At 56.4% G+C, this 21,354-nt stretch carries 22 protein-coding genes and 1 tRNA gene; 14 read left to right on the top strand and 9 right to left on the bottom strand.

Going from position 1 to position 21,354, the window contains the following annotated elements; translation table 11 throughout:
• Window positions 1-46 precede the first annotated feature (46 nt).
• A complete protein-coding gene (locus LRM19_RS17710) occupies window positions 47-295 on the bottom strand; it encodes a hypothetical protein (RefSeq protein WP_271369541.1) in 249 nt (82 codons plus the stop codon).
• Between the two features lie 278 nt (window positions 296-573).
• Between LRM19_RS17710 and LRM19_RS17705 the strand changes: the two genes are divergently transcribed.
• Window positions 574-1,101 (top strand): LuxR C-terminal-related transcriptional regulator, encoded by a 528-nt coding sequence (locus LRM19_RS17705; protein ID WP_164850663.1) that lies wholly within the window; start codon window positions 574-576, stop codon window positions 1,099-1,101.
• Window positions 1,102-1,392: 291 nt separating this feature from the next.
• On the top strand, window positions 1,393-1,785 hold the full coding sequence (locus LRM19_RS17700) for a hypothetical protein (protein ID WP_115876385.1): 393 nt from the start codon (window positions 1,393-1,395) through the stop codon (window positions 1,783-1,785).
• A gap of 140 nt (window positions 1,786-1,925) precedes the next feature.
• Here the strand turns inward: LRM19_RS17700 and LRM19_RS17695 are convergent.
• Both LRM19_RS17695 and LRM19_RS17690 read right to left on the bottom strand, forming a co-directional pair.
• A tRNA-Phe gene (locus LRM19_RS17695) sits at window positions 1,926-2,001 on the bottom strand.
• 95 nt (window positions 2,002-2,096) lie between these two features.
• Entirely contained in the window at window positions 2,097-2,810 is a 714-nt protein-coding gene (locus LRM19_RS17690; protein ID WP_271369540.1) for a DUF554 domain-containing protein, read from the bottom strand.
• Between the two features lie 181 nt (window positions 2,811-2,991).
• On the opposite strand from LRM19_RS17690, the gene LRM19_RS17685 reads away from it, so the two are divergent.
• A complete protein-coding gene (locus tag LRM19_RS17685) occupies window positions 2,992-5,127 on the top strand; it encodes an ornithine decarboxylase (RefSeq protein WP_271369539.1) in 2,136 nt (711 codons plus the stop codon).
• 54 nt (window positions 5,128-5,181) lie between these two features.
• On the opposite strand, the gene LRM19_RS17680 is transcribed toward LRM19_RS17685, so the two are convergent.
• Together LRM19_RS17680 and LRM19_RS17675 are read right to left on the bottom strand one after the other, a co-directional pair.
• Window positions 5,182-5,874, bottom strand: a complete 693-nt coding sequence (locus LRM19_RS17680) for a response regulator (protein ID WP_115876257.1) — start codon at window positions 5,872-5,874, stop codon at window positions 5,182-5,184.
• The gene (locus tag LRM19_RS17675) at window positions 5,864-7,489 is read right to left on the bottom strand and encodes an ATP-binding protein (RefSeq protein WP_164850639.1); all 1,626 of its coding nucleotides are present in this window, start codon (window positions 7,487-7,489) and stop codon (window positions 5,864-5,866) included. The genes LRM19_RS17680 and LRM19_RS17675 overlap by 11 nt, the downstream gene beginning before the upstream one ends.
• Window positions 7,490-7,834: 345 nt before the next feature.
• Here LRM19_RS17675 and LRM19_RS17670 point away from each other — a divergent pair, with 345 nt between their 5' ends.
• The 8 genes from LRM19_RS17670 to citG are packed head-to-tail and all read left to right on the top strand — an operon-like array spanning window position 7,835 to window position 15,146.
• Window positions 7,835-9,196, top strand: a complete 1,362-nt coding sequence (locus LRM19_RS17670) for a 2-hydroxycarboxylate transporter family protein (RefSeq protein ID WP_115876255.1) — start codon at window positions 7,835-7,837, stop codon at window positions 9,194-9,196.
• A gap of 17 nt (window positions 9,197-9,213) precedes the next feature.
• Window positions 9,214-10,077 carry a fumarylacetoacetate hydrolase family protein gene (locus LRM19_RS17665; RefSeq protein WP_047173579.1) on the top strand — a complete coding sequence of 288 codons (864 nt, stop codon included), beginning with the start codon at window positions 9,214-9,216 and terminating at the stop codon, window positions 10,075-10,077.
• A gap of 13 nt (window positions 10,078-10,090) precedes the next feature.
• Window positions 10,091-11,113 (top strand): [citrate (pro-3S)-lyase] ligase, encoded by a 1,023-nt coding sequence (citC, locus tag LRM19_RS17660; RefSeq protein ID WP_047173623.1) that lies wholly within the window; start codon window positions 10,091-10,093, stop codon window positions 11,111-11,113.
• A gap of 16 nt (window positions 11,114-11,129) precedes the next feature.
• A complete protein-coding gene (citD, locus tag LRM19_RS17655) occupies window positions 11,130-11,423 on the top strand; it encodes a citrate lyase acyl carrier protein (protein WP_047173578.1) in 294 nt (97 codons plus the stop codon).
• Window positions 11,420-12,295 carry a citrate (pro-3S)-lyase subunit beta gene (gene citE / locus LRM19_RS17650; RefSeq protein WP_039269783.1) on the top strand — a complete coding sequence of 292 codons (876 nt, stop codon included), beginning with the start codon at window positions 11,420-11,422 and terminating at the stop codon, window positions 12,293-12,295. The genes citD and citE overlap by 4 nt, the downstream gene beginning before the upstream one ends.
• Window positions 12,296-12,305: 10 nt before the next feature.
• Window positions 12,306-13,823, top strand: coding sequence for a citrate lyase subunit alpha (gene citF / locus LRM19_RS17645; RefSeq protein ID WP_133295126.1), 1,518 nt, complete (start codon window positions 12,306-12,308; stop codon window positions 13,821-13,823).
• Between the two features lie 2 nt (window positions 13,824-13,825).
• Window positions 13,826-14,365 carry a citrate lyase holo-[acyl-carrier protein] synthase gene (gene citX, locus LRM19_RS17640; protein ID WP_127732282.1) on the top strand — a complete coding sequence of 180 codons (540 nt, stop codon included), beginning with the start codon at window positions 13,826-13,828 and terminating at the stop codon, window positions 14,363-14,365.
• Window positions 14,343-15,146: a triphosphoribosyl-dephospho-CoA synthase CitG gene (citG, locus tag LRM19_RS17635; RefSeq protein ID WP_127732280.1), complete on the top strand. Its 804-nt coding sequence runs from the start codon at window positions 14,343-14,345 to the stop codon at window positions 15,144-15,146. Before citX ends, citG begins: the two co-directional genes overlap by 23 nt.
• Window positions 15,147-15,225: 79 nt before the next feature.
• On the opposite strand, the gene LRM19_RS17630 is transcribed toward citG, so the two are convergent.
• From LRM19_RS17630 to mutY, 4 genes are all read right to left on the bottom strand, one after another.
• Window positions 15,226-16,482 (bottom strand): nucleoside permease, encoded by a 1,257-nt coding sequence (locus tag LRM19_RS17630; protein WP_115876247.1) that lies wholly within the window; start codon window positions 16,480-16,482, stop codon window positions 15,226-15,228.
• A 251-nt stretch (window positions 16,483-16,733) separates the two neighbouring features.
• The gene (gene mltC, locus LRM19_RS17625; RefSeq protein ID WP_111963230.1) at window positions 16,734-17,810 is read right to left on the bottom strand and encodes a membrane-bound lytic murein transglycosylase MltC; all 1,077 of its coding nucleotides are present in this window, start codon (window positions 17,808-17,810) and stop codon (window positions 16,734-16,736) included.
• Between the two features lie 56 nt (window positions 17,811-17,866).
• Complete coding sequence (locus LRM19_RS17620; protein WP_023309138.1) at window positions 17,867-18,139, bottom strand: oxidative damage protection protein; 273 nt, start codon at window positions 18,137-18,139, stop codon at window positions 17,867-17,869.
• 26 nt (window positions 18,140-18,165) lie between these two features.
• Window positions 18,166-19,218, bottom strand: a complete 1,053-nt coding sequence (gene mutY, locus LRM19_RS17615; RefSeq protein ID WP_181574011.1) for an A/G-specific adenine glycosylase — start codon at window positions 19,216-19,218, stop codon at window positions 18,166-18,168.
• A 144-nt stretch (window positions 19,219-19,362) separates the two neighbouring features.
• Between mutY and trmB the strand changes: the two genes are divergently transcribed.
• The 3 genes from trmB to LRM19_RS17600 are packed head-to-tail and all read left to right on the top strand — an operon-like array spanning window position 19,363 to window position 21,181.
• Window positions 19,363-20,082, top strand: a complete 720-nt coding sequence (trmB, locus tag LRM19_RS17610; protein ID WP_127732277.1) for a tRNA (guanosine(46)-N7)-methyltransferase TrmB — start codon at window positions 19,363-19,365, stop codon at window positions 20,080-20,082.
• On the top strand, window positions 20,082-20,408 hold the full coding sequence (locus tag LRM19_RS17605; protein ID WP_003862421.1) for a YggL family protein: 327 nt from the start codon (window positions 20,082-20,084) through the stop codon (window positions 20,406-20,408). Before trmB ends, LRM19_RS17605 begins: the two co-directional genes overlap by 1 nt.
• A gap of 56 nt (window positions 20,409-20,464) precedes the next feature.
• On the top strand, window positions 20,465-21,181 hold the full coding sequence (locus tag LRM19_RS17600) for a DUF2884 domain-containing protein (RefSeq protein ID WP_271369538.1): 717 nt from the start codon (window positions 20,465-20,467) through the stop codon (window positions 21,179-21,181).
• The last annotated feature ends 173 nt before the right edge of the window (window positions 21,182-21,354 follow it).

Raw genomic sequence — 21,354 nt, 5'->3', positions numbered from 1 at the left:
GTAACGTTATGGGGTACTTACTTAAAGGTAATTATGAAACCTCATCTCAGTGGTCTTGATGGGAGGTAATGTACACCTGATATGTTGCCGGATAAATATGCTGAAAAGCTGCTGTGTAGTTTTGAGATAATTCTGTAATGAGCAGTTTTTTGTGTTTATTTTGAATTGAGTCATTAATTGTAATGCATTGAAATATAATGGTTTTATTTTTATTGTGACATTTTTGTATATATTTTAAATGACGCATATTTGCCTCAATTAAAGTACTTTCTGGTGCATGTTTGGGAAGTTTCATGACAAAAATTCTTAATGTTTAGAGAAGTGACTTTTCTGGGATTGTTTTTTATTTATAATTAAAGGCAGACATTGAATGATAGTCTACAGGAAGTCTTACTCATCAATGTGTGTATTGAGGGATGTCCAAAGCCAGAATACATTTGTCGTTAATATAACAGCGCTATAAAACGAAGGCGGCCTTCTTTCTGAGGGATCGTTCTTGCTTTAATCTAAAAGGGATGGTTAGTGGCAACTTCAATAGTGTTAGTGACTCAGGATCGCTACCTTGTCAGGGGGATGCGGATATTTTTTCCGGATATTATCCTGCTCGATTCGATTGACAGAAACATATTTGATAACGGTGCAGATGAATATTCTGTATTGATTGATAGTCGTGCGCCGCTTCGTTTATATGATTACCTGATACGCCATCCGGCCAGAACGAGAAAAACGATTTGCTGCGTTATGCTTGATATGCGCCATCGCGAGGAGAATCTGCTCAGTATGAAGCTGTTTATGAACACATCGCTGACGGCGCCGGACATGGCCTCGCTGTTTAACCTGGTGCTCAATATGAAGGGCAGGCGCCTGACCACGAAGTGGCTGCTGAATTTACGGCTGAGCACGCATGAAACGATCATGTTGCGGTTGCTGAGGGCAGGGATGTCAATGGAGGAGATTGCAGGCGAACTGAATACGTCAGTGAAAAGTCTCTACCGCAAACGTACGGCGCTCTCGGAACGGCTGGGGGCGGAGAACTTCAATGAGGCGTGTCTGTTTATCTTCAAAAATAAACTGCTGGGCACAGGTGGGAACGATCCCTAAAGTTGTCAGGAATTCAAAAGCAAAAAACCGCCACGAGGGCGGGTTCGTTAATAAGGTGCGTGGTAACGCGCTTTTCTCGATGCCGGCGGATGTAAGGTGGCAAAAATGAGCGGGTGGCAGTTGGATTTTGGGGGAGAGGAAACGCGTATTATAATGAAAAACGAAAAGTATCTTCTGCTCTTTAACCCCGTTTATGAACTCCCTGAGGCTAAGCCAAGTGTTTTATCCTGAGCGGGTGATACCAGAATGAGACTCCTGGAAGTGATTGAAAAATTTAAAAGGACGTTAGAAATGAATAAATATCTGTCTGGTCTGTGTGTTGTTTCTTTTTTTTATTTTTCTTCAATAGGTTACGCGCACTCTACGGGGCAAAATAAAGTTCAGGTTAGTATCGAACCCAGCAACTTTAATAGTGGATATATCCCGGTAATTTATGGTGCAGATGAAATAGAGCCTTCTAATTTCAGGGGGGAGGATCTAAAGGAGATGCAGGATAGCCTGAGGAAGATGAAGTCCGACAACCGCAAAGTCGATGAGCTAACTCAGAAGGTTTTACAGCTTGAGAGAAAGAATTCTGAGCAGGAGAGTAAGATCGAGCGATTGCAAAGAAGCCTTGATGACATGAAGCGGAGCAACGACAACCTTTCAAATCAGGTCAGCAATTTATCCGGCAAAATTAAGTGATAAAAAAGAGCCACCGCCTGTATTAACTTACCGGACTATTATCGTAAGCGTGCCTGCATTAAAGCCACGCTTATCAGCGCCCAGAAATCGGCCGTAGCCATATAGCAAAAACCCGCCTTTTGGGCGGGTTCTTTAAATAGTGGTGCCCGGACTCGGAATCGAACCAAGGACACGGGGATTTTCAATCCCCTGCTCTACCGACTGAGCTATCCGGGCAACGGGGCGCATTAAACCCGATCTGCCCGGTGGCGTCAACGAAAAATGTTGTTTTCGTTACAGACTGCGCAATCTCTCACCATTTCGCCGCATCCTTAAGCGAAAAAGTGCGTCCAGAGCGCGGAGAGCGGCATGGCGAGCAGCAGTGCGGGCAGCATATTCACCACGGCAAACATCTTGATCCCACAGATGCGCAGCCCGGTAGCCAGCAGCAGCAGGCCGCCGGCGGCGGTAAAGTCTGCCATCATTGCGGGCGTGGTTAGCGGGAGAATTAGCGTGGCGCAGGTAGCCAGTGCCAGCTGGATAAGCAGCATCGGGACGCAAATCGCCGCCACGGCAATGCCGAGCGTGGTGGCAAAAATAGTGGCGGTGAAGAAATCAAGAAACGCTTTTGCAATCAAAATGCTCGGGTCGCCCGTCATCCCTTCCTGCATCGAACCGAAAATCCCGGTGCCGCTGGCGCAAAACAGAATAATGATGGCGACATAGTTCTGAATAAACGTCTCGTGCGTGCCGTGTTTCGCCTTGCCCGGTCGGGCAATCAGGTTTTTGGCTTTACTCACCGCGCTGTTAATGCCTTTTTCCAGATAGCAAAATTCGCCAATCAGCGCGCCGAGCAGGGTAGCCAACACCATCACCGGCAGGTTGGCGCATTTGATCACCAGAAGAATACCAATCCCTAACGATGCCAGGCCGAATATTGAGGGCATGGAGGTGCGAATCCGCTCCGGGAGCCGCTTGCTCAGCACGGCGCCGAGTACGCCGCCCAGCAATACGGCTCCTGCGTTAATAAATGGCCCGATAACCAAAGTTAACTCCTGTTATTTAATCATTGATATTGCATTATTATGGCACGGCAGGGCTTCGCGGGCCTTAGCTTTGGCTGATTTCGTGCATACTGATTCCTTCTTGCACCTCAAAATAAAAGGTGACATTATTGCGCGAATTTTCTCCTCCCTGTCTCACCGCCCGGTGAGGGTAACTGCGCCTATGAAAACCATGAAAATTGCCGTCAGCCGCGAGCTGCTCTCCACTGTGTCTACGCACCGCGAAAAGGTGACGCTGGACAGCACTGATTTTACCGATGTGGCGGCCGTCGTCATCACAACGGCTGAAAGCCGCAGCGGTATCCTTGCACTGCTGAAACGCACGGGCTTTCAGCTGCCGGTGTTTATTTTCTCTCCGGAGCCAACGGAGGTGCCTGACGGCGCCACCGCGGTCATCTCGGGTAAAGCTCAGGAGTTTCTGGAACTGGAGAGCGCTGCCAGCCGTTATGAAGAGAATCTGCTGCCGCCTTTTTTCGACACCCTGAGCCAGTATGTGGAGATGGGCAACAGCACTTTCGCCTGTCCCGGACACCAGCACGGCGCCTTTTTCAAAAAGCACCCGGCAGGGCGGCAGTTCTATGATTTCTTCGGTGAGAACGTGTTTCGCGCCGACATGTGCAACGCCGACGTGAAGCTGGGCGATCTGCTGATCCACGAAGGCTCCGCTAAGCACGCGCAAAAGTTCGCGGCGAAAGTATTTAACGCGGATAAAACCTACTTCGTGCTGAACGGCACGTCGGCGGCCAACAAGGTAGTGACCAACGCGCTGCTGACCCGCGGCGACCTGGTGCTGTTCGACCGCAATAACCACAAATCTAACCACCACGGGGCGCTGATCCAGGCGGGCGCCACGCCGGTTTATCTTGAGGCCGCGCGTAATCCGTTTGGCTTTATTGGCGGAATTGACGACCACTGCTTTGACGATGCGTATCTGCGGGATCTTATCCGCGAGGCGGCACCGGAGAAGGCCGATGAGGCACGTCCGTTCCGCCTGGCGATCATTCAGCTTGGCACCTACGACGGGACGATCTACAACGCCCGTCAGGTGATCGATAAGATCGGCCATTTGTGCGACTACATTCTCTTTGACTCCGCCTGGGTGGGCTACGAGCAGTTTATTCCGATGATGGCGGAAACGTCCCCGCTGTTGCTGGAGCTGAACAAGAACGATCCGGGGATTTTCGTGACCCAGTCGGTGCACAAACAGCAGGCCGGGTTCTCGCAAACCTCGCAGATCCATAAAAAGGATAACCACATTCGCGGTCAGGCGCGTTTTTGCCCGCACAAGCGGCTGAACAACGCGTTTATGCTGCATGCCTCCACCAGCCCGTTTTATCCGCTGTTCGCAGCGCTGGATGTGAATGCCAAGATCCACGAAGGGGAAAGCGGACGCAGGCTGTGGGCGGAGTGCGTCGAGCTGGGTATTGAAGCGCGCAAGGCAATCATTGCCAACTGTCATATGATCAAACCGTTTATCCCACCGGTGGTGGCGGGGCGGCCGTGGCAGGATCATCCGACGCACGCCATTGCCAGCGAGCTGCGCTTCTTCAGCTTCGAGCCGGGGGCCAAATGGCACGGCTTTGAGGGCTATGCAAGCGAGCAGTACTTTGTCGACCCGTGCAAGCTCCTGCTGACCACGCCGGGCATCGATGCCGAAACCGGCGAGTACACGGATTTCGGGATCCCGGCGACGATTCTGGCGCACTACCTGCGCGAAAACGGCATCGTGCCGGAGAAATGCGACCTTAACTCGATCCTGTTCCTGCTGACCCCTGCCGAAAGCAGCGAGAAGCTGGCACAGCTGGTGGCGATGCTGGGCCAGTTTGAACAGCATATTGAAGACGACACGCCGCTGGCGGACGTGCTGCCGACGATTTTTCAGAAATACCCGGTGCGCTACCGGGATTACACCCTTCGCCAGCTGTGTCAGGAGATGCACGATCTCTACGTCAGCTTCGACGTGAAGGATTTGCAGAAGGCGATGTTCCGCAAGGAGAGCCTGCCTGAGGTGGTGATGAACCCGCAGGATGCGAACCGGGCCTATATTCGAGGCGACGTGGAGCTGGTTCGCATACGGGATGCCGAAGGGCGAATTGCTGCCGAAGGGGCGCTGCCCTATCCGCCAGGCGTGCTGTGCGTGGTGCCGGGTGAAGTCTGGGGCGGGGCGGTACAGCGTTACTTCCTGGCGCTGGAGGAGGGCATCAACCTGCTGCCCGGCTTCTCGCCGGAACTGCAGGGCGTTTACAGCGAGAAGGATGCCGACGGGATTAAGCGGCTATATGGGTATGTACTGAGATAGTGCGGGCTGCTGCCCTCACCCTAACCCTCTCCCCTAGGGAGAGGGAACGTCTCATCAAACCGCACTACGCTTGTACATTCTCCTCGGATGCCCAATCTTACCGTACAGCATCTCCACCGTCAGAAAACCCGCCTCGACGCAGTGTTCCAGATAGCGACGGGTGGTGGTTTTACTCAACCCCGTCTCGCTCACCACCTCATCCACGGTAAAGCAGTGCGTTGCCTTGTCGTTAAACAGCGACTGCACCCGCGCCAGCGTATTTTCCTCAATGCCTTTGCTGCCGTTGTCCAGGCGGTAGTTTTTCGCCTGCAGCTGATACAGCGAATCGACGTTTTGCTGGTCGACAATCTTCCAGACCCGCTGCTGTTCGGCAAACTGTACAAACCGCTCCAGCGACTGGCTGAGCCGCTTCCAGGAGACGGGTTTGAGGATGTAGTCGAACGCGCCGTTGCGGATGGCCTGGCTGCAGGTGTCCATATCGCTGGCGGCAGTAATAAAAATCACCGAGCAGTTGGCGCGGGCCAGCATGGGGTTATTGATAAGCGAGATCCCTTTGCCGTCCGGCAGGTAGTTATCCAGCAGCACCAGCTGCGGCTGTTTATTTGCAAGCTCTGCCTGGGCCGCAGCCAGCGACGAGGCAATGCCCACCAGCCTCAGACGCGGATGTTTGCCTATCAGCTCCGCGTGCAGTTGCGCCAGTTCGTTCTCGTCTTCAACAATCAGTACGTCGATAAGTTCATGTTGCATAGTCGGTGTCTTCCAGTTGCCGGGCGGTTCCCGTGGCCGGGATAAACAGGGAGAAAATGGCGCCGCGCGGGGTATTATCGGCAACTTCTATTGCGCCGCCAGCCTGTGTGACATAGCTTTCGATCAGATACAGACCAATCCCATGATCGCCGCGCGTCTTGGTGGTGATGCCGCGTTCAAAGATCCGCTCACGGATCTCCGGTGTAATGCCAACGCCCTGGTCGGCGACTTCAATAATCAGCTCCTGTTCGCTGAGCTTTATCAGCACCTCCACCGGCGCGTGGGGAAGCGGCGACCGCTGCGTCGCTTCGATGGCGTTATCCAGCAGGTTGCCAATAATTGAAATCAGTTCCTGCTCCCCGAGGGGGAGGAATGATTTATCCAGCCGACAGGCCGGATCGAAGCACAATTCAACGCCTTTCTCCCGCGCGCGGGCGGCTTTCCCCAGCAGCAGACCGCACAGGGTCGGTGAGCTGAAGCGCGAAGAGATAAAGTCCAGCAGCTCCTGGGCGTGTTCAGACTGCGCCTGAATGTAGCCAATCGCCTCCTCATAGCGGCCCATATGCAGCAGGCCGGAGAGAGTGGTCATCCGGTTTAACTGCTCGTGGCGCATGATGCGCAGGTTATCGACATAGCGTTTGACCTGGCTGAGCTGGGCGCTCAGCGAGTCGATCTCGTTGCGATCGCGGAAGGTGATCACCCAGCCCTGCAGCGACCCCTCAAGCATGATGTGTACCCGGCTGGCAATCACCGTGAGATCGTTAAAACGGCAAATCTCGTCATGGGTATCTTTCGCCAGCATCGTCTGCGTGTCGAAGAACGGGACCGGATCGATCACCTGGCTTATCAGCTGTCCGCGCAGTTCACGGGCCGGCTGGCTCAGGCCCAGCAGCTTGCGCGCCGCCTGGTTGATGACTTCAATCCGCCTTTGATCGTCAATGGCAATCACCCCTTCATAAATAGACTCCATCATGGCCTTCTGCTGACGCACCAGCAGGCCGATCTCGCGCGGCTCAAGGGAGAAGATCTGCTTCTTAATACTGCGGGTAAAGAACCAGGAGAAGATAAAGAGAGCAATCAGCAGCAGCACGGCGGCAATCAGAATGTTGACCACCTTACTGACGGTAATGGTGTCCAGGTAGCTGGTGAGATAGCCGACCGAAACGATGCCGACCACCTGTCCTGCAGCGTTGAAGATGGGGGCTTTACTGCGCAGCGAAATGCCCAGCCCGCCTTTGCGGATGGTGGTGATGCTTTTACCCTGCAATACGGCTTCGTTGTCACCGCCTACCAGCGTGGTGCCCACTCTGTCGGCAAAGACGGAGTGAAAAAGATGCTGGCCTTTATTATCACCAATCACAATAAAGCTGGCGTCGCTGTGCGCAGAAATCTTCTGCATAAAATCATGGATGGCGTTGATATTCTTTTGTTCAACTTCATTACGCAATGTCGGAATAAGTGCAATCTCTTCAGCCTGTATTTTGGCTCGCGTACTCATTTCCTGATAAAGCTGTTTCCCTACGTCGGCATAATAATATCCGCCCAGTAACGCAAAAAGCACTGAGAAAAAGGCAACCAGCGAAATAAACAGCTTGATCTGGAAAGAGACTTTCATAACTATCACGTAAGGTAGCGACAAAGATCGCCAATATATCATCTTTTTTTGCGCGTACGCCCGCTTTGCCGAAAACTTGTGATCCCTTGCACAGCGGGCGCTGTAAAAGCGTTATCCAAAAGGCTAACGTGCTTTGGGCTGCATGAACAAATGTTATTTGTTTGTTCAATTTAGAAAAGAAACCATAAAAACCACGGCAATAAATAAGGCATAAATCACATTAAATAGAAGAAACCATTAAAACCATAGCTGCCATTAAAACTTCGCTTTTAATATGCCATCCCTCACATAAAGTAAGCCTTTGTGACTCTAAGCTGAACGCACAAAATAACCAAGGGGCTTATTATGAGCACAACTGACGATTCTTTCTCTGTTACCCACGACCCGATTGAAATTCAGCGACCTTCGCTCAAAGAGCGCTGGTGGCATATTATGGATACCTGGAAAATCGGGATTATTCCTCTGCCGCTGTTCGTTCTGGCGGGCGCGCTGATTGCCATTGATTGCCTGGGCGGAAAACTGCCGAGCGATATCGTGGTCATGGTGGCCACGCTGGCCTTCTTCGGCTTTGCCTGCGGCGAGTTTGGCAAACGCCTGCCGATTGTCGGCAAGCTCGGCGCGGCGGCGATTTGCGCCACCTTTATCCCTTCCGCGCTGGTCTATTACGGCCTGCTGCCGGACGTGGTGGTCGAGTCCACCACCAAGTTCTACAAATCCACCAACATCCTCTACCTCTATATCTGCTGCATTATCGTCGGCAGCATCATGAGCATGAACCGCACGGTGCTGATCCAGGGATTCTTGCGCATTTTCTTCCCGATGCTGTGCGGCGAAATCGTCGGCATGCTGGTAGGGATGGGCGTCGGCCTGGCGCTGGGTCTTGAGCCATTCCAGATCTTCTTCTTTATCATCCTGCCGATCATGGCGGGCGGCGTCGGGGAAGGGGCAATCCCGCTTTCCATCGGCTATGCCACCCTGCTGCATATGGACCAGGGCGTGGCGCTCGGTCGCGTGCTGCCGATGGTCATGCTCGGCGGTCTGACGGCGATCATCATCTCCGGCTGCCTGAACCAGCTGGGCAAGCGTTATCCACACCTGACCGGTGAAGGCCAGCTGATGCCTAACCGCGCCAATGCCGATGCCACCGTCTCTCAGCCTGCATTCTCCGGCAAGGCGGACGTGACCACGATCGCCTCCGGCGCGCTGCTGGCGGTGCTGCTCTACATGCTGGGCATGCTCGGCCACAAGCTGATTGGCCTGCCTGCTCCGGTCGGCATGCTGTTTATGGCGGTTCTGGTGAAGCTCTGTAACGGTGCCTCTCCACGCCTGCTGGAAGGCTCTCAGGTGGTGTACAAATTCTTCCAGACCTCTGTGACCTATCCGATTCTCTTTGCCGTTGGCGTGGCTATCACCCCGTGGCATGAACTGGTGGCCGCCTTCACGCTGACCAACCTGCTGGTGATTATCAGCACCGTCTCCGCGCTCGTGGCGACCGGGTTCTTCGTCGGCAAAAAGATTGGTATGCACCCGATTGATGTCGCCATCGTCTCCTGCTGCCAGAGCGGTCAGGGCGGTACCGGCGACGTGGCGATCCTGACCGCAGGCAACCGCATGAGCCTGATGCCATTCGCCCAGATTGCTACCCGTATCGGCGGGGCGATTAACGTCTCTGTCTCACTGCTGATTCTGGGCAACTTCCTCGTTTAAGTTTTCAGGAAAGAACAATGAAACTCGCAAGCTTTTTATACCAGGGAAAACGCAGCTACGGCATCGTCCAGGCCGACGGCGTGATTGATTTAGGCCGCCGTCTTGGTGACCGCTACAGCGACCTTAAAGCGCTGCTGCAGGGTAACGGGCTGGCACAGGCCACCCGCTACCTGAACGATGCCGTGGACGTGCCGATGAGCGCCATCACCTTCTTACCGGTGATTGAGCAGCCGGAAAAAATCCTCTGCGTGGGCATGAACTACGCCGACAAGCGCAAGGAGTTTGACCAGCACAACCCGGCCCCAACCCTGTTTGTCCGTTTTCCGGATTCACAGACCGGCCACAACGAACCAGTGCTGAAGCCGCGCCACTCCAGCGAATTCGACTATGAAGGCGAGCTGGCGGTGATCATCGGTAAAGGCGGGGAAAACATCAGCCGTGACGACGCCCTGCGTCACGTGGCGGGCTACAGCTGCTACATGGACGGCTCCGCCCGCGACTGGCAGCACACCTGGTTTACCGCCGGTAAAAACTGGCGCAAAACCGGCGCGTTTGGCCCGTGGATGGCGACGGCAGATGAGATCCCCGATCCGCACAGGCTTGCAATCCGCACCTGGCTGAACGGCCGCATGGTGCAGGAAGACAACACCAGCAGCATGATCCACAAGGTTGCGGAGCTGATCGAGTACATCAGCACCTTCACCCGCTTAAGTCCTGGCGATGTGATCATCACCGGATCCCCGGGCGGGGTGGGTAAAAAGCGCAATCCGCCGCTGTTTATGAAAGAGGGCGATCGCATTGAGGTGGAGATCGAGCATATCGGTCATCTCAGCAACGTGATCGTGGAAGCGCCAGCCGTCGGGCTTGCGGCAGCACATTAAGTAAGGCGGCAGCATGCAATCGCAACCCATCGATTTTCGCCACACCCTCGTGGCGAAACACCCGGAACGCTTAAGCCAGATCCGCTACCTGCTGGCAGACAGCGGCCTTGGCCTGGACAACGACATCACGCTGTTCGTCGAAGCCTGGTCCGGCTCGCAGCTGGTGGGTTGCGCAGGGCTTGCTGCCAACGTTATCAAATGCGTGGCGGTCAACGAGCAGCTTCGCGGCGAGAACCTCAGCGCGCGGCTGCTGGCAGAGGTGGAAAATGCGGCGCTGGAGTGCGGCCATTTTCACCTCTTCCTCTGCACCCGTCCGTGCAACCGGGAGCGCTTTGCCCGCAGCGGCTTCTGGCCGATTGCCCAGAGCGGGAACAACGCGGTGCTGATGGAGAACACCCCGCAGGGGATCGAGCGCTACTGCCGTTCCCTGAGCGCGAAGCGCAAGTGCGGGAAGAACATTGGCGCCATCGTGATGAACGCCAATCCGTTCACCCTCGGCCACCGCCATCTGGTGGAGCAGGCGGCGCAGCGGTGCGATGCCCTGCATCTTTTTGTGGTGCGTGAAGACGCCTCGTTCTTCCCGTTCAGCGCGCGTCTGGAGATGGTGCGCGCGGGCGTGGCGCATCTGCCGAACGTCGTGGTGCATGAAGGCTCGCAGTACATCATCTCTCGCGCCACCTTTCCGGCCTACTTCCTGAAGGAGACCGGCAAAGTGCAGCAGGCGTGGAGCGAGATCGACGTGCTGATCTTCCGGGACTTCATTGCCCCGGCGCTGGGCATCACGCACCGCTTCATCGGCTCGGAGCCGTTCTGCGATATCACCCGCCAGTACAACCAGACGCTGCACGACCTGCTGGCCTCGCATATTGAGGTGGTGGAAATGCCGCGCATCAAGGCCACCGGTAACGCCATATCGGCGTCCGAAGTGCGCCGCTTACTGAAGACACAGCAGTTTTCCCGGATCCGGGAGATTGTCCCGGACTCCACCTTCGCGCATCTCGAAACGCATTACCGTGCGAGTGCGGAAGTCGCTTAACTACCAGGAATTTATCATGAAAATTGTAAGGGAGGCGCTGGCCGGAACGCAGGAGTCCAGCGACCTGATGGTGAAAATCGCTCCCGCTCAAGGCGAGCTGGAGATAGTCATCCACAGTGAAGTGATTAAGCAGTTTGGCGAACAAATTCGCCAGGTGGTCAACGACACGTTGCGCGCCATGAACGTGCACCAGGGATTAATTATTATTGAAGACAAAGGGGCGCTGGACTGTGTGATCCGCGCCCGCCTGCAAAGCGCGCTGATGCGTGCCGCCGATGAACAGGCCATCAACTGGGGGGCGCTGAAATGAGCAAACTCCGCCGCAGTATGCTGTTCCTGCCGGGCGCTAATGCCGCCATGCTCTCCACAGCCTTTATCTACCGTCCCGACTCCATCATGTTTGACCTTGAGGACGCCGTTGCCCTGCGCGAGAAGGATACCGCGCGCATGCTGGTGTTCCATGCCCTGCAGCACCCGATGTATCAGGATATCGAAACCGTGGTGCGCATTAACCCGCTGAGCACGCCGTTTGGCCTGCTGGATCTGGAAGCCGCCGTGCGGGCTGGCGTGGACGTGATCCGACTGCCGAAAACCGACACGCCGGACGACATCTACGAGCTGGAAGGCCACCTTGAGCGCATCGAGCAGGAGTGTGGCCGCGAGGTCGGCTCCACCCGCGTAATGGCGGCGATTGAGTCGGCCATTGGCGTCATCAACGCCGTGGCGATTGCCCGCAGCTCTCCGCGCCTTATCGGCATTGCGCTGGCCGCCTTTGACTACGTGATGGACATGCAGACCGAGCGCGGCGACGGCACCGAGCTGTTCTACGCCCGCTGCGCCGTGCTGCACGCCGCCCGCGCGGCGGGTATCGACGCCTTCGACGTGGTGTGGTCAGACGTGAACGACGAGGCCGGGTTCCTGCGCGAGGTCGATTTGATCCGCAAGATGGGCTTTAACGGCAAATCGCTGATTAACCCGCGCCAGATTGACCTGCTGCACAACGCCTACGCCCCGACTCAGGAAGAGGTGGATCACGCCAGAAGGGTGATTGAGGCTGCAGAAGAGGGCGAGCGTAACGGCCTGGGCGTGGTGTCGCTTAACGGCAAAATGGTGGATGCACCGATTATTAACCACGCGCAGGTGGTGCTGGAGCGCGCGGCGGCCTCCGGCGTGCGTCGGTAAGGATGAAATAATGAATCAGACAGAACTTCTTCACGTGAATTTTCCCCATCTGCGGGACCTAAAACCGTTTGATACCGCCCACAGCGCCACGCCGTGGCTGGCGGACAGCGACGCGAAACACACCCGCAAGCTGTGCGCCTCTGTTGAAGAGGCGGTTAAGCGCTGCGGCCTGCAGGACGGCATGACCATCTCCTTCCACCACGCGTTTCGCGAAGGCGACCGGGTGATCAACACCGTTGTGGCGCTGCTGGCGCGCATGGGCTTTAAAAACCTGACGCTGGCCTCCAGCTCGCTGATGACCTGCAACGACGCGCTGATCGAGCATATCGAAAGCGGCGTCATCACCCGGATTTACACCTCCGGCATGCGCGGCAGGCTGGCGGATGCCATCTCCCACGGGCTGATGGACGAGCCGGTGCAAATCCACTCCCACGGCGGTCGCGTGAAGCTGCTCCAGGACGGCGAGCTGAATATCGACGTGGCGTTTCTCGGCGTGCCGTGCAGCGATGAGTTTGGCAACGCCAACGGCACGCACGGCAAATCGTGCTGCGGCTCGCTGGGGTACGCCATGGTGGACGCGCACTTTGCCCGTAAGGTGGTGCTGCTGACTGAAGAACTGGTGCCGTTCCCCAATATGCCCGCCAGCCTGGTGCAGGACCAGGTGGACTACATCGTGCAGGTTGAAAGCGTGGGTGACCCGGCGAAAATCAGCGTCGGCGCGGCGCGCGTCACCAGCAACCCGCGCGAGCTGATGATCGCCCGCTATGCGGCGGATGTGATCGAGCACTCCGGCTATTTCAAACCGGGCTTCTCGATGCAGACCGGCTCCGGCGCGGCGGCCACGGCCTGCACCCGCTTTATGGAAGAGAAGATGGAGCGCAGCGGCGTGAAGGCGCGCTTTGCGCTCGGCGGCATCACCGGCAGCCTGGTGGACCTGCACGAGAAGGGGCTGATCGAAAAGCTGCTCGATACCCAGTGCTTTGACGGTCAGGCTGCGGCTTCGCTGGCGCGCAACCCGAACCACGTGGAGATCTCCACCAACGTCTACGCCAACCCCGGCAGCAAGGCGGCAAGCTGCGACCAGCTCGACGTGGTGATCCTCAGCGCGCTTGAAATCGACGTTGATTTCAACGTCAACGTCATCACCGGCTCCGACGGGGTGATGCGAGGCGCGTCCGGCGGGCACTGCGACGTGGCCGCCGCGGCGAATCTGACCATCGTCGTCGCGCCGCTGCTGCGCAGCCGCATTCCCACGGTTGTGAAGCGGGTTACCACGCGCCTCACGCCGGGCGAAAGCATCGACGTGCTGGTCACCGACCACGGCATCGCGGTTAACCCGGCGCGTCCGGAAATCCGCGAGCGGCTGCTGGAAGCCGGGCTGAAGGTTGTGGATATCAACGCGCTGTACGAGCGGGCGATCTCCCTGACCGGCATCCCTAAACCGATAGAGTTTACCGACAAAATCGTCGGGGTGATCCGCTACCGCGACGGCAGCGTGATCGACACCGTGCGACAGGTGAAGGAGTAAGTATGATTTCAGCGACACCCGTGCGGACGGGTGTCAGCCTGGACGAACTGCTGGCGGCGAAAGAGCGCCGCGCAGCGCGCCAGGCTGACATGCTCGAGCACTATCAACAACCGGTGATTTCCCTCACGCTGGTCACGCCAGGGGAAATCAAGGACAGCCTGCGCTATCGCAATACCATGGGCGTGGCGCTGCAGATGTGCGACCAGCTGCTGTGGGAAAACCGCTGGCAGGTGCTGGACCGCCAGGTTCTATGGCTCCCGACCGGGCCAGAAGCCCTGTGGTGCGTGGCCCATCCGGCGGCGGAAATCAAAGCGCACTGTGCGAATCTGGAGCAGATGCACCCGCTCGGCAGGCTGTGGGATCTGGACGTGATCTGCCCTAAGCACGGCCACGTCGGGCGTCAGTCGCTGGGCGCAAATCTAAGGCGTTGCCTGATCTGCGACGAGCCCGCTCATGCCTGCTCCCGTTCGCGCGCTCATCCTGTGGAGCAGGTGGTTTCCCGCGTGGAGAAAATGATCGATGACTGGTTTGCTCGCGACTAAACCGCGCCCGGTTGACGTGCCTGCGCTTGCCGAAGCGGCGCTGTGGCAGGAGCTGGAGCTGACGCCCAAGCCGGGGCTGGTGGACAAGCTCAATAACGGTTCCCATCGCGATATGGACCATGCGCTGTTCGTTCGCAGCATTATGGCGATTACGCCGTGGTTTACGCGCTTTGCCGAGTTGGGCAGCGCGCATGCGGATAAACCCGCTGGCGAACAGCTACGCCTTCTCCGCCCGATGGGGATGGCCTGCGAGCAGGCGATGTACGCCGCGACGAACGGAGTGAATACCCACAAGGGCGGGATTTTTGCTCTGGGTTTACTGTGCTTCGCCGGCGGTCGTGTGAAAAATATCTCCGCAGATAGCCTCTGCTGTGAGGTGAGTAACATCTGCCGCGGGCTGGTGTCGCGGGAGCTGGCCGCACGCAGCGGGCAGGCGACGGCGGGCGAGCGGCAGTTTCAGCAGTACGGCTTAACCGGGGCGCGCGGCGAGGCTGAGAGCGGCTTTGCGACGGTCCGTAAGGCGCTGGCGCAGTGGAACGGACATTCACTTCACGGCCTGCTGTTACGCCTGATGGCGGTTAATCAGGACAGTAATCTGGTTTCACGCGGCGGCATGGAAGGGCTGCGCTACGTTCAGGGCTATGCGCGGGAATTACTGGCCACTGGCTGGGACCGCGAGGCGTTGCTTAAGATGGATAACGCACTGATTGAACGGAACCTGAGCCCGGGCGGTAGCGCGGATTTGCTGTCGGTGGGTTGGGTGCTGTCTGGAATAAAATAGCCGGGTGGCGGCTTCGCCTTACCCGGCCTACGGTCTTGTTTTGTAGGCCCGGCAAGCGCAGCGCCACCGGGCACAACAATCAATGCGCGATCGGCTGCGCACCGTGCGGCTCGCGCACGTGCTTGTACTTGAACAGCGCGATGAACGCGAAGAACAGCACCAGCGAGTACGCCGCGAAGATCAGCCACACCGGCTGCCAGTTGGTGATGCCGTTAGTGGTGTACATCTCAACCACTTTACCGCTCACCACGCCGCCCAGAATACAGCCGAAGCCGTTGGTCATCATCAGGAACATACCCTGCGCGCTGGCGCGGATTTCAGGCTTCACTTCTTTTTCCACAAACACCGAACCGGAGATGTTGAAGAAGTCGAAGGCGCAGCCGTAAACAATCATCGACAGCACCAGCAGCACGGTGCCGAACGGGCTTGGATCGCCGTAGGCGAACAGGCCGAAGCGCAGCATCCACGCCGCGATACTGATCAGCATGACGTTCTTGATGCCGTAGCGGCTCAGGAAGAACGGGATGGTCAGGATGAACAGTGTCTCAGAGATCTGAGAGATGGACATCATCACCGACGCATGCTCAACGATAAAGCTGCCGGAGAACAGCGGGTTGTTATCGAAGCTGTGCAGGAAGGTGTTGCCGAACATGTTGGTGATCTGCAGCTCCGCGCCCAGCAGCATGGAGAAGATAAAGAAGATCGCCATGCGTTTGTTTTTGAACAGCGCGAAGGCGTCCAGGCCGAGCATGGTGCTCCAGCTCTGGTTTTTCTGCTGGTTAGAAACCGGAATGGTCGGCAACGTCAGGGTGAAGATCGCCAGCACCACGGAGAGCGCCGCACCGATATAGAGCTGCATATGGCTCAGTTCGAAGCCCGCGAAGCTCACGCCCCACATCGCCATGATAAAGCCGATGGTGCCCCAGATACGGATTGGCGGGAAATCGGTCACGATATCCATATCCGCAGACTTCAGGCGGTAGTAGGAGATGGTGTTGATCAGCCCAAGCGTTGGCATATAGGCCAGCGAGTTAAGCAGGATCACCATGAACATCGCCCCCGGCGTGGTCACCTGGGCTGCCATAAACAGCGTCCCCGCACCCACCAGATGGCAAAGCATGTACAGCCATTTGGCGCTTAGCCATTTATCCGCCACGATGCCCAGCAGCGTTGGCATGAAGACAGCCGCAATACCGAGCGAGCTGTAGACGGCACCGATTGACGCACCATCGAACTTGAGCGTCACAAACATATAGGAGCCGAGTGTAGTCAGCCAGCTACCCCACAGGCAGAACTGCAGAAACGACAATATTTTAAGCTGCAGCTTAAGGTTCATGTTACTTTCCTCACAAGTTAGCGGGAGATATGTTGTTTTGGGAACATTCAGGGTTGTTATTTGATGCAATTCTATCAGTTGGCAACGATATGTTTTGTTACCTCCCGCAAAAAAATGCAATCCACATTAATTTGCAGTTTGGATTGTGATGCAAATAACATTTTCGTATGGGTGGGTGATGGGGGCGGCCTGATGCTCCCTCACCCTAACCCTCTCCCGTTTGGGGAGAGAGCAGGGTGAGGGGTCGTTTTTTAGCGACGACGGTAGTTCTTCTGCGCCGTATTCACCTTATACAGATAGCGACGGGATTCCGCAGACGGGTGGCGGGTGGTGAGGGTAGAGTAGACATCCCCCGGCGCCATGCTGTTGATGATGTTCGCGGCCTGCACTTTGTCATTTGAGAAGACGCGCAGCACGCTGCCCGCGCCGCCGTTATAGGCGGTGATCACCGCATAGCGGCGCGACGTCGGGTTGTCTATGCCGCCCAGGTAGACATTGTTCAGCATCGCCAGATAGGCCGTGCCGGTATCAATGTTGCTCTGGGGGTCGAACAGATAGCTGCGGCTCGGCGTGCCGGATTTACCCTGCGCGCGGAAGACGTCTTTACCGGCGCTGTGCTGCACAACCTGCATCAGCCCCAGGGCATCGGAACGGCTTACCGCATACGGGTTAAACGAGGATTCGGTCTGCATAATCGCCAGGATCAGCGACTCATCCACGCCGTATTTACGCGAGGCCTGACGCACCATGCCCAGATACTTATGCGCACGCTTGTCGAGGTGGTTCGGGACGAGGTTGATGGTGACGCTATAGATGATCTTCAGACCGTTAGAGCGGCTCTTCAGGCGCGTCTGCAGCAGGTAGTCGGCAAATTTCGTGGCGCGGCCTTCCCAGCGGATCGGCTGACCGGTCTGATCGACGACCTGGCCGTACAGGAACGGCTCTTTCGAGATGGTAATATCGTCGGCATCGGAGTAGAGATCGATAGAGCCAGGATCGTCACCCATCAGCAGGGTTTTGATTATCGCCTGACGCAGTCGTGCCGCAGGGTCCGTGCCTGCGATGGTCTCAATCGTGATCGTCCCTTCATCAAAGTTGATGTGGCTACGGGTCAGATAGGCGTCGGTGTACTTAACGTAGTCCTTAGGTCCGGCAATAAGAACTTCGTTAAATCCCCATATGTTCTCGATGTTGTGGGCAAACTGCCCCATCAAAATGTCAAAACCGTTGGTGTCCTTGATCCAGGCTTCGTTGTAATCTTCGCCTTTTTTCGACGAACACGAGACCAGCAACGGCGCAACAAGGGCTAGCGCTAAAAGTTTTTTCATCATTCCGGGAGTGCGTGTTGTGTTTGCTTTAACGGCGGGGTTTCCCCCGCACGCTGTTATTTTTCCGGTGGCGTATAGCCTTCGATGTGCACGTCTTTTCCTTCGAACAGGAAGCTCACCATCTCCTGCTCAAGCAGCTTGCGGTGTTCCGGGTTCATCATGCTGAGTTTCTTCTCGTTGATCAGCATGGTCTGCTTTTTCTGCCACTGTCCCCAGGCTTCTTTGGAGATTTCATTGTAGATGCGTTTACCCAGGTCGCCCGGATAAAGCTGGAAATCCTGGCCTTCAGCGTCACGCTGCAGGAAAGTACAAAAAATCGTTCTGGCCATACTCATTCCTCTTTTTATTGTCGATGCTAAACCATTGCACCGGCACGTAATTGCTGTAACAGGCGCTCCACGGGAGCCGCCAGTCCGACTGATGGCGGTTGCGCTAAGTTATACCAGAGAGCGGTGCCTTCATCCATGCACGAGGCGAAGGAGGACACGGGAAGCCACATCGGCACAATATCCAGATGGAAATGGCTGAAGGTGTGGCGAAACGCGGTCAACTGCGTCAGGTTATCGGCAGCAATCCCGCGCTTTTTAAGCCATTCACGCAGCAAGTCTTCATCTTCAAACTGTGGGAAGCAGTATAGACCCCCCCACAGACCGCTCGGCGGACGCTGGGCGAGGAAGACCTCGTCGCCGTGCTGCATCAGCAGCATATAGCCGGTGCGCTCCGGCAGCGTCTGTTTGGGTTTCTTACCCGGATACTGCGCCCAGGAATGGTTGGCATACGCCACGCAGAGATTATTCACCGGGCAGAGTTCGCATTTTGGTTTTGAGCGCGTGCAGACCATGGCGCCGAGATCCATCATCGCCTGGTTGAAACGCTCGACGCCGTTAGCCGGAGTAACCGCCTCACTTATTTCCCAAAGACGTTTTTCAACGTCCTTCTTCCCCGGCCAGCCGTCGACGGCATAGCAGCGCGCCAGCACGCGCTTCACGTTGCCGTCGAGGATCGGGAAATGCTTGCCTAAAGACAGGGAGAGAATAGCGCCTGCGGTTGAGCGTCCCACGCCGGGGAGATCGGCCACCTCATCGAAGGTTTCCGGGAACTTCCCGCTGTGGCGCGTGGCGACCTGCTGTGCGGCCTTGTGAAGGTTACGCGCGCGTGCGTAATAGCCAAGACCGGTCCACAGGTGCAGCACCTCGTCCAGCGGGGCGTTGGCCAGATCGGTCACCGTCGGGAAGCGCGCCATAAAACGCTCGAAGTAAGGGATTACCGTGGCGACCTGCGTTTGTTGCAACATCACCTCGGAGAGCCATACTTTGTAAGGCGTTTTTTCAATTTGCCAGGGCAGGGTTTTACGCCCGTATTTGTCGTACCAGTCCAGCACCTGGGCTGAAAATTGAGAGGCTTGCATGGTCATCGATTCGCATAATCAGGGACGCAGATTGCAGCACAGCGTCAATCTGCTGTAAACCGGATCTTTCCCATGCTTGCATAGAAGCCTTAACTTTGGATAATGCCCGTTTCCCGAACATTCTCACAAGCAGACAACTCTTTTATGAAAAACGACGTCATTTCACCGGAATTTGATGAAAACGGTCGCCCGCTGCGCCGTATTCGCAGCTTTGTCCGTCGTCAGGGCCGCCTGACAAAAGGTCAGCAACACGCGCTGGACAACTACTGGCCGGTGATGGGCGTTGAGTTCAGCGAGCAGCCTCTGGATTTTGCCGAGCTGTTTGGCCGCGACGCGTCGGTCACGCTGGAAATTGGCTTCGGTATGGGCGCCTCGCTGGTGACCATGGCGAAAGCGCGCCCGGAGCAGAACTTCCTCGGTATCGAAGTGCATTCGCCGGGCGTGGGCGCGTGTCTGGCAACGGCCCACGAAGAGGGCGTTGAGAACCTGCGCGTGATGTGTCACGACGCGGTGGAAGTGCTGCACAAAATGATTCCTGACAATTCTTTAACCATGGTTCAGCTCTTTTTCCCTGACCCGTGGCACAAAGCGCGTCATAATAAACGCCGTATCGTTCAGGCGCCGTTTGCCGAGCTGGTAAAAAGCAAGCTGAAGCTGGGCGGTGTCTTCCATATGGCGACCGACTGGGAACCGTATGCGGAACATATGCTGGAAGTGATGTCGTCGCTGGACGGCTATAAAAACCAGTCTGCGAGCAACGACTATGTACCGCGTCCGGAATCGCGTCCGGTAACGAAATTTGAACAGCGTGGCCATCGTCTTGGTCACGGTGTATGGGACTTAATGTTCGAGAGGGTGAAATAATGGCAAAGAATCGTAGCCGTCGTCTGCGTAAAAAGATGCACATCGAAGAATTCCAGGAAGTGGGCTTCTCCGTTGCGTGGCGTTTCCCGGAAGGCACCAGCGTTGAGCAGATCGATCAGGATGTGGATGCGTTCATCAACGAGGTGATCGAGCCAAACAAACTGGCCTTCGACGGTAGCGGCTATCTGGCCTGGGAAGGTCTGATCTGCACCCAGGAAGTGGGTAAATGCACCGAAGAACATCAGGCTCTGGTACGTAAGTGGCTTGAAGACCACAAGCTCGAAGATGTCCGCGTCAGCGAACTTTTCGACGTTTGGTGGGACTAATTAAGCAGTAAGGGGCCAGCATTAGCTGGCCCGTTTTGTCTGAGGGAGTGTTTAAGATGCGCAAAACGTTGCTGGCAGTTGCTTTGATGGCAACCGGATTCACCGCCCATGCGGATTATCAATGTAGCGTCACCCCGCGTGATGACGTGATGTTAAGCCCGCAAACCGTGCAGGTCAAAGGCGAGAACGGCAATCTGGTGATTACGCCAGAAGGGAACGTCACCTATAACGGCAAGCAGTACAACCTGACTGCCGCACAGCGCGAGCAGGCGAAAGACTACCAGTCCGAATTGCGTACCGCGCTGCCGTGGATTAATGAAGGTGCCCTGACGCGCGTCGAAAAGAGCCGCGTGGCGCTGGATAAGATCATCACCAAAGAGGTGGGGGAGAGCAGCAACATGCGCACCCGCCTGACGAAGCTGGACAAGCAGCTTAAAGAGCAGATGAACCGTATTATCGAGACGCGCTCCGACGGCCTGACGTTCCACTATAAGGCGATCGATCAGGTCCGTGCCGACGGGCAGCAGCTGGTGAACCAGGCGATGGGCGGCATCCTGCAGGACAGCATCAACGAGATGGGTGCCAAAGCGGTGCTGAAAGGCGGCGGTAACCCGCTGCAGGGCGTGCTGGGCAGTCTGGGCGGCCTGCAAACCTCCATTCAGAACGAGTGGAAAAACCAGGAAGATGATTTCCAGCAGTTCGGCAAAGACGTGTGTAAGCGCGTGGTGTCGCTGGAAGACAGCCGTAAGGCGCTGGTGGGGACGCTGAAGTAAGTTCCCCTCACCCTATCACTCTCCCCAAAGGGGCGAGGGGATGGTTTGCTCCCTCTCCCTTTCAGGGTGTACGGTCCGGGGACATGGCGAACAATTTTTAACATCCTTTACCCATGGTGATCGACTGTCTCTTCAGGTCGATCATCCACACACTCTGCCAGCCTTTCCCTCAG

The sequence above is a fragment of the Enterobacter sp. PI-10 genome (assembly GCF_027947695.1).
GTDB classification, from domain to species: Bacteria; Pseudomonadota; Gammaproteobacteria; order Enterobacterales; family Enterobacteriaceae; genus Enterobacter; species Enterobacter vonholyi.
This window is presented reverse-complemented; position numbering and strand designations above follow the sequence as displayed.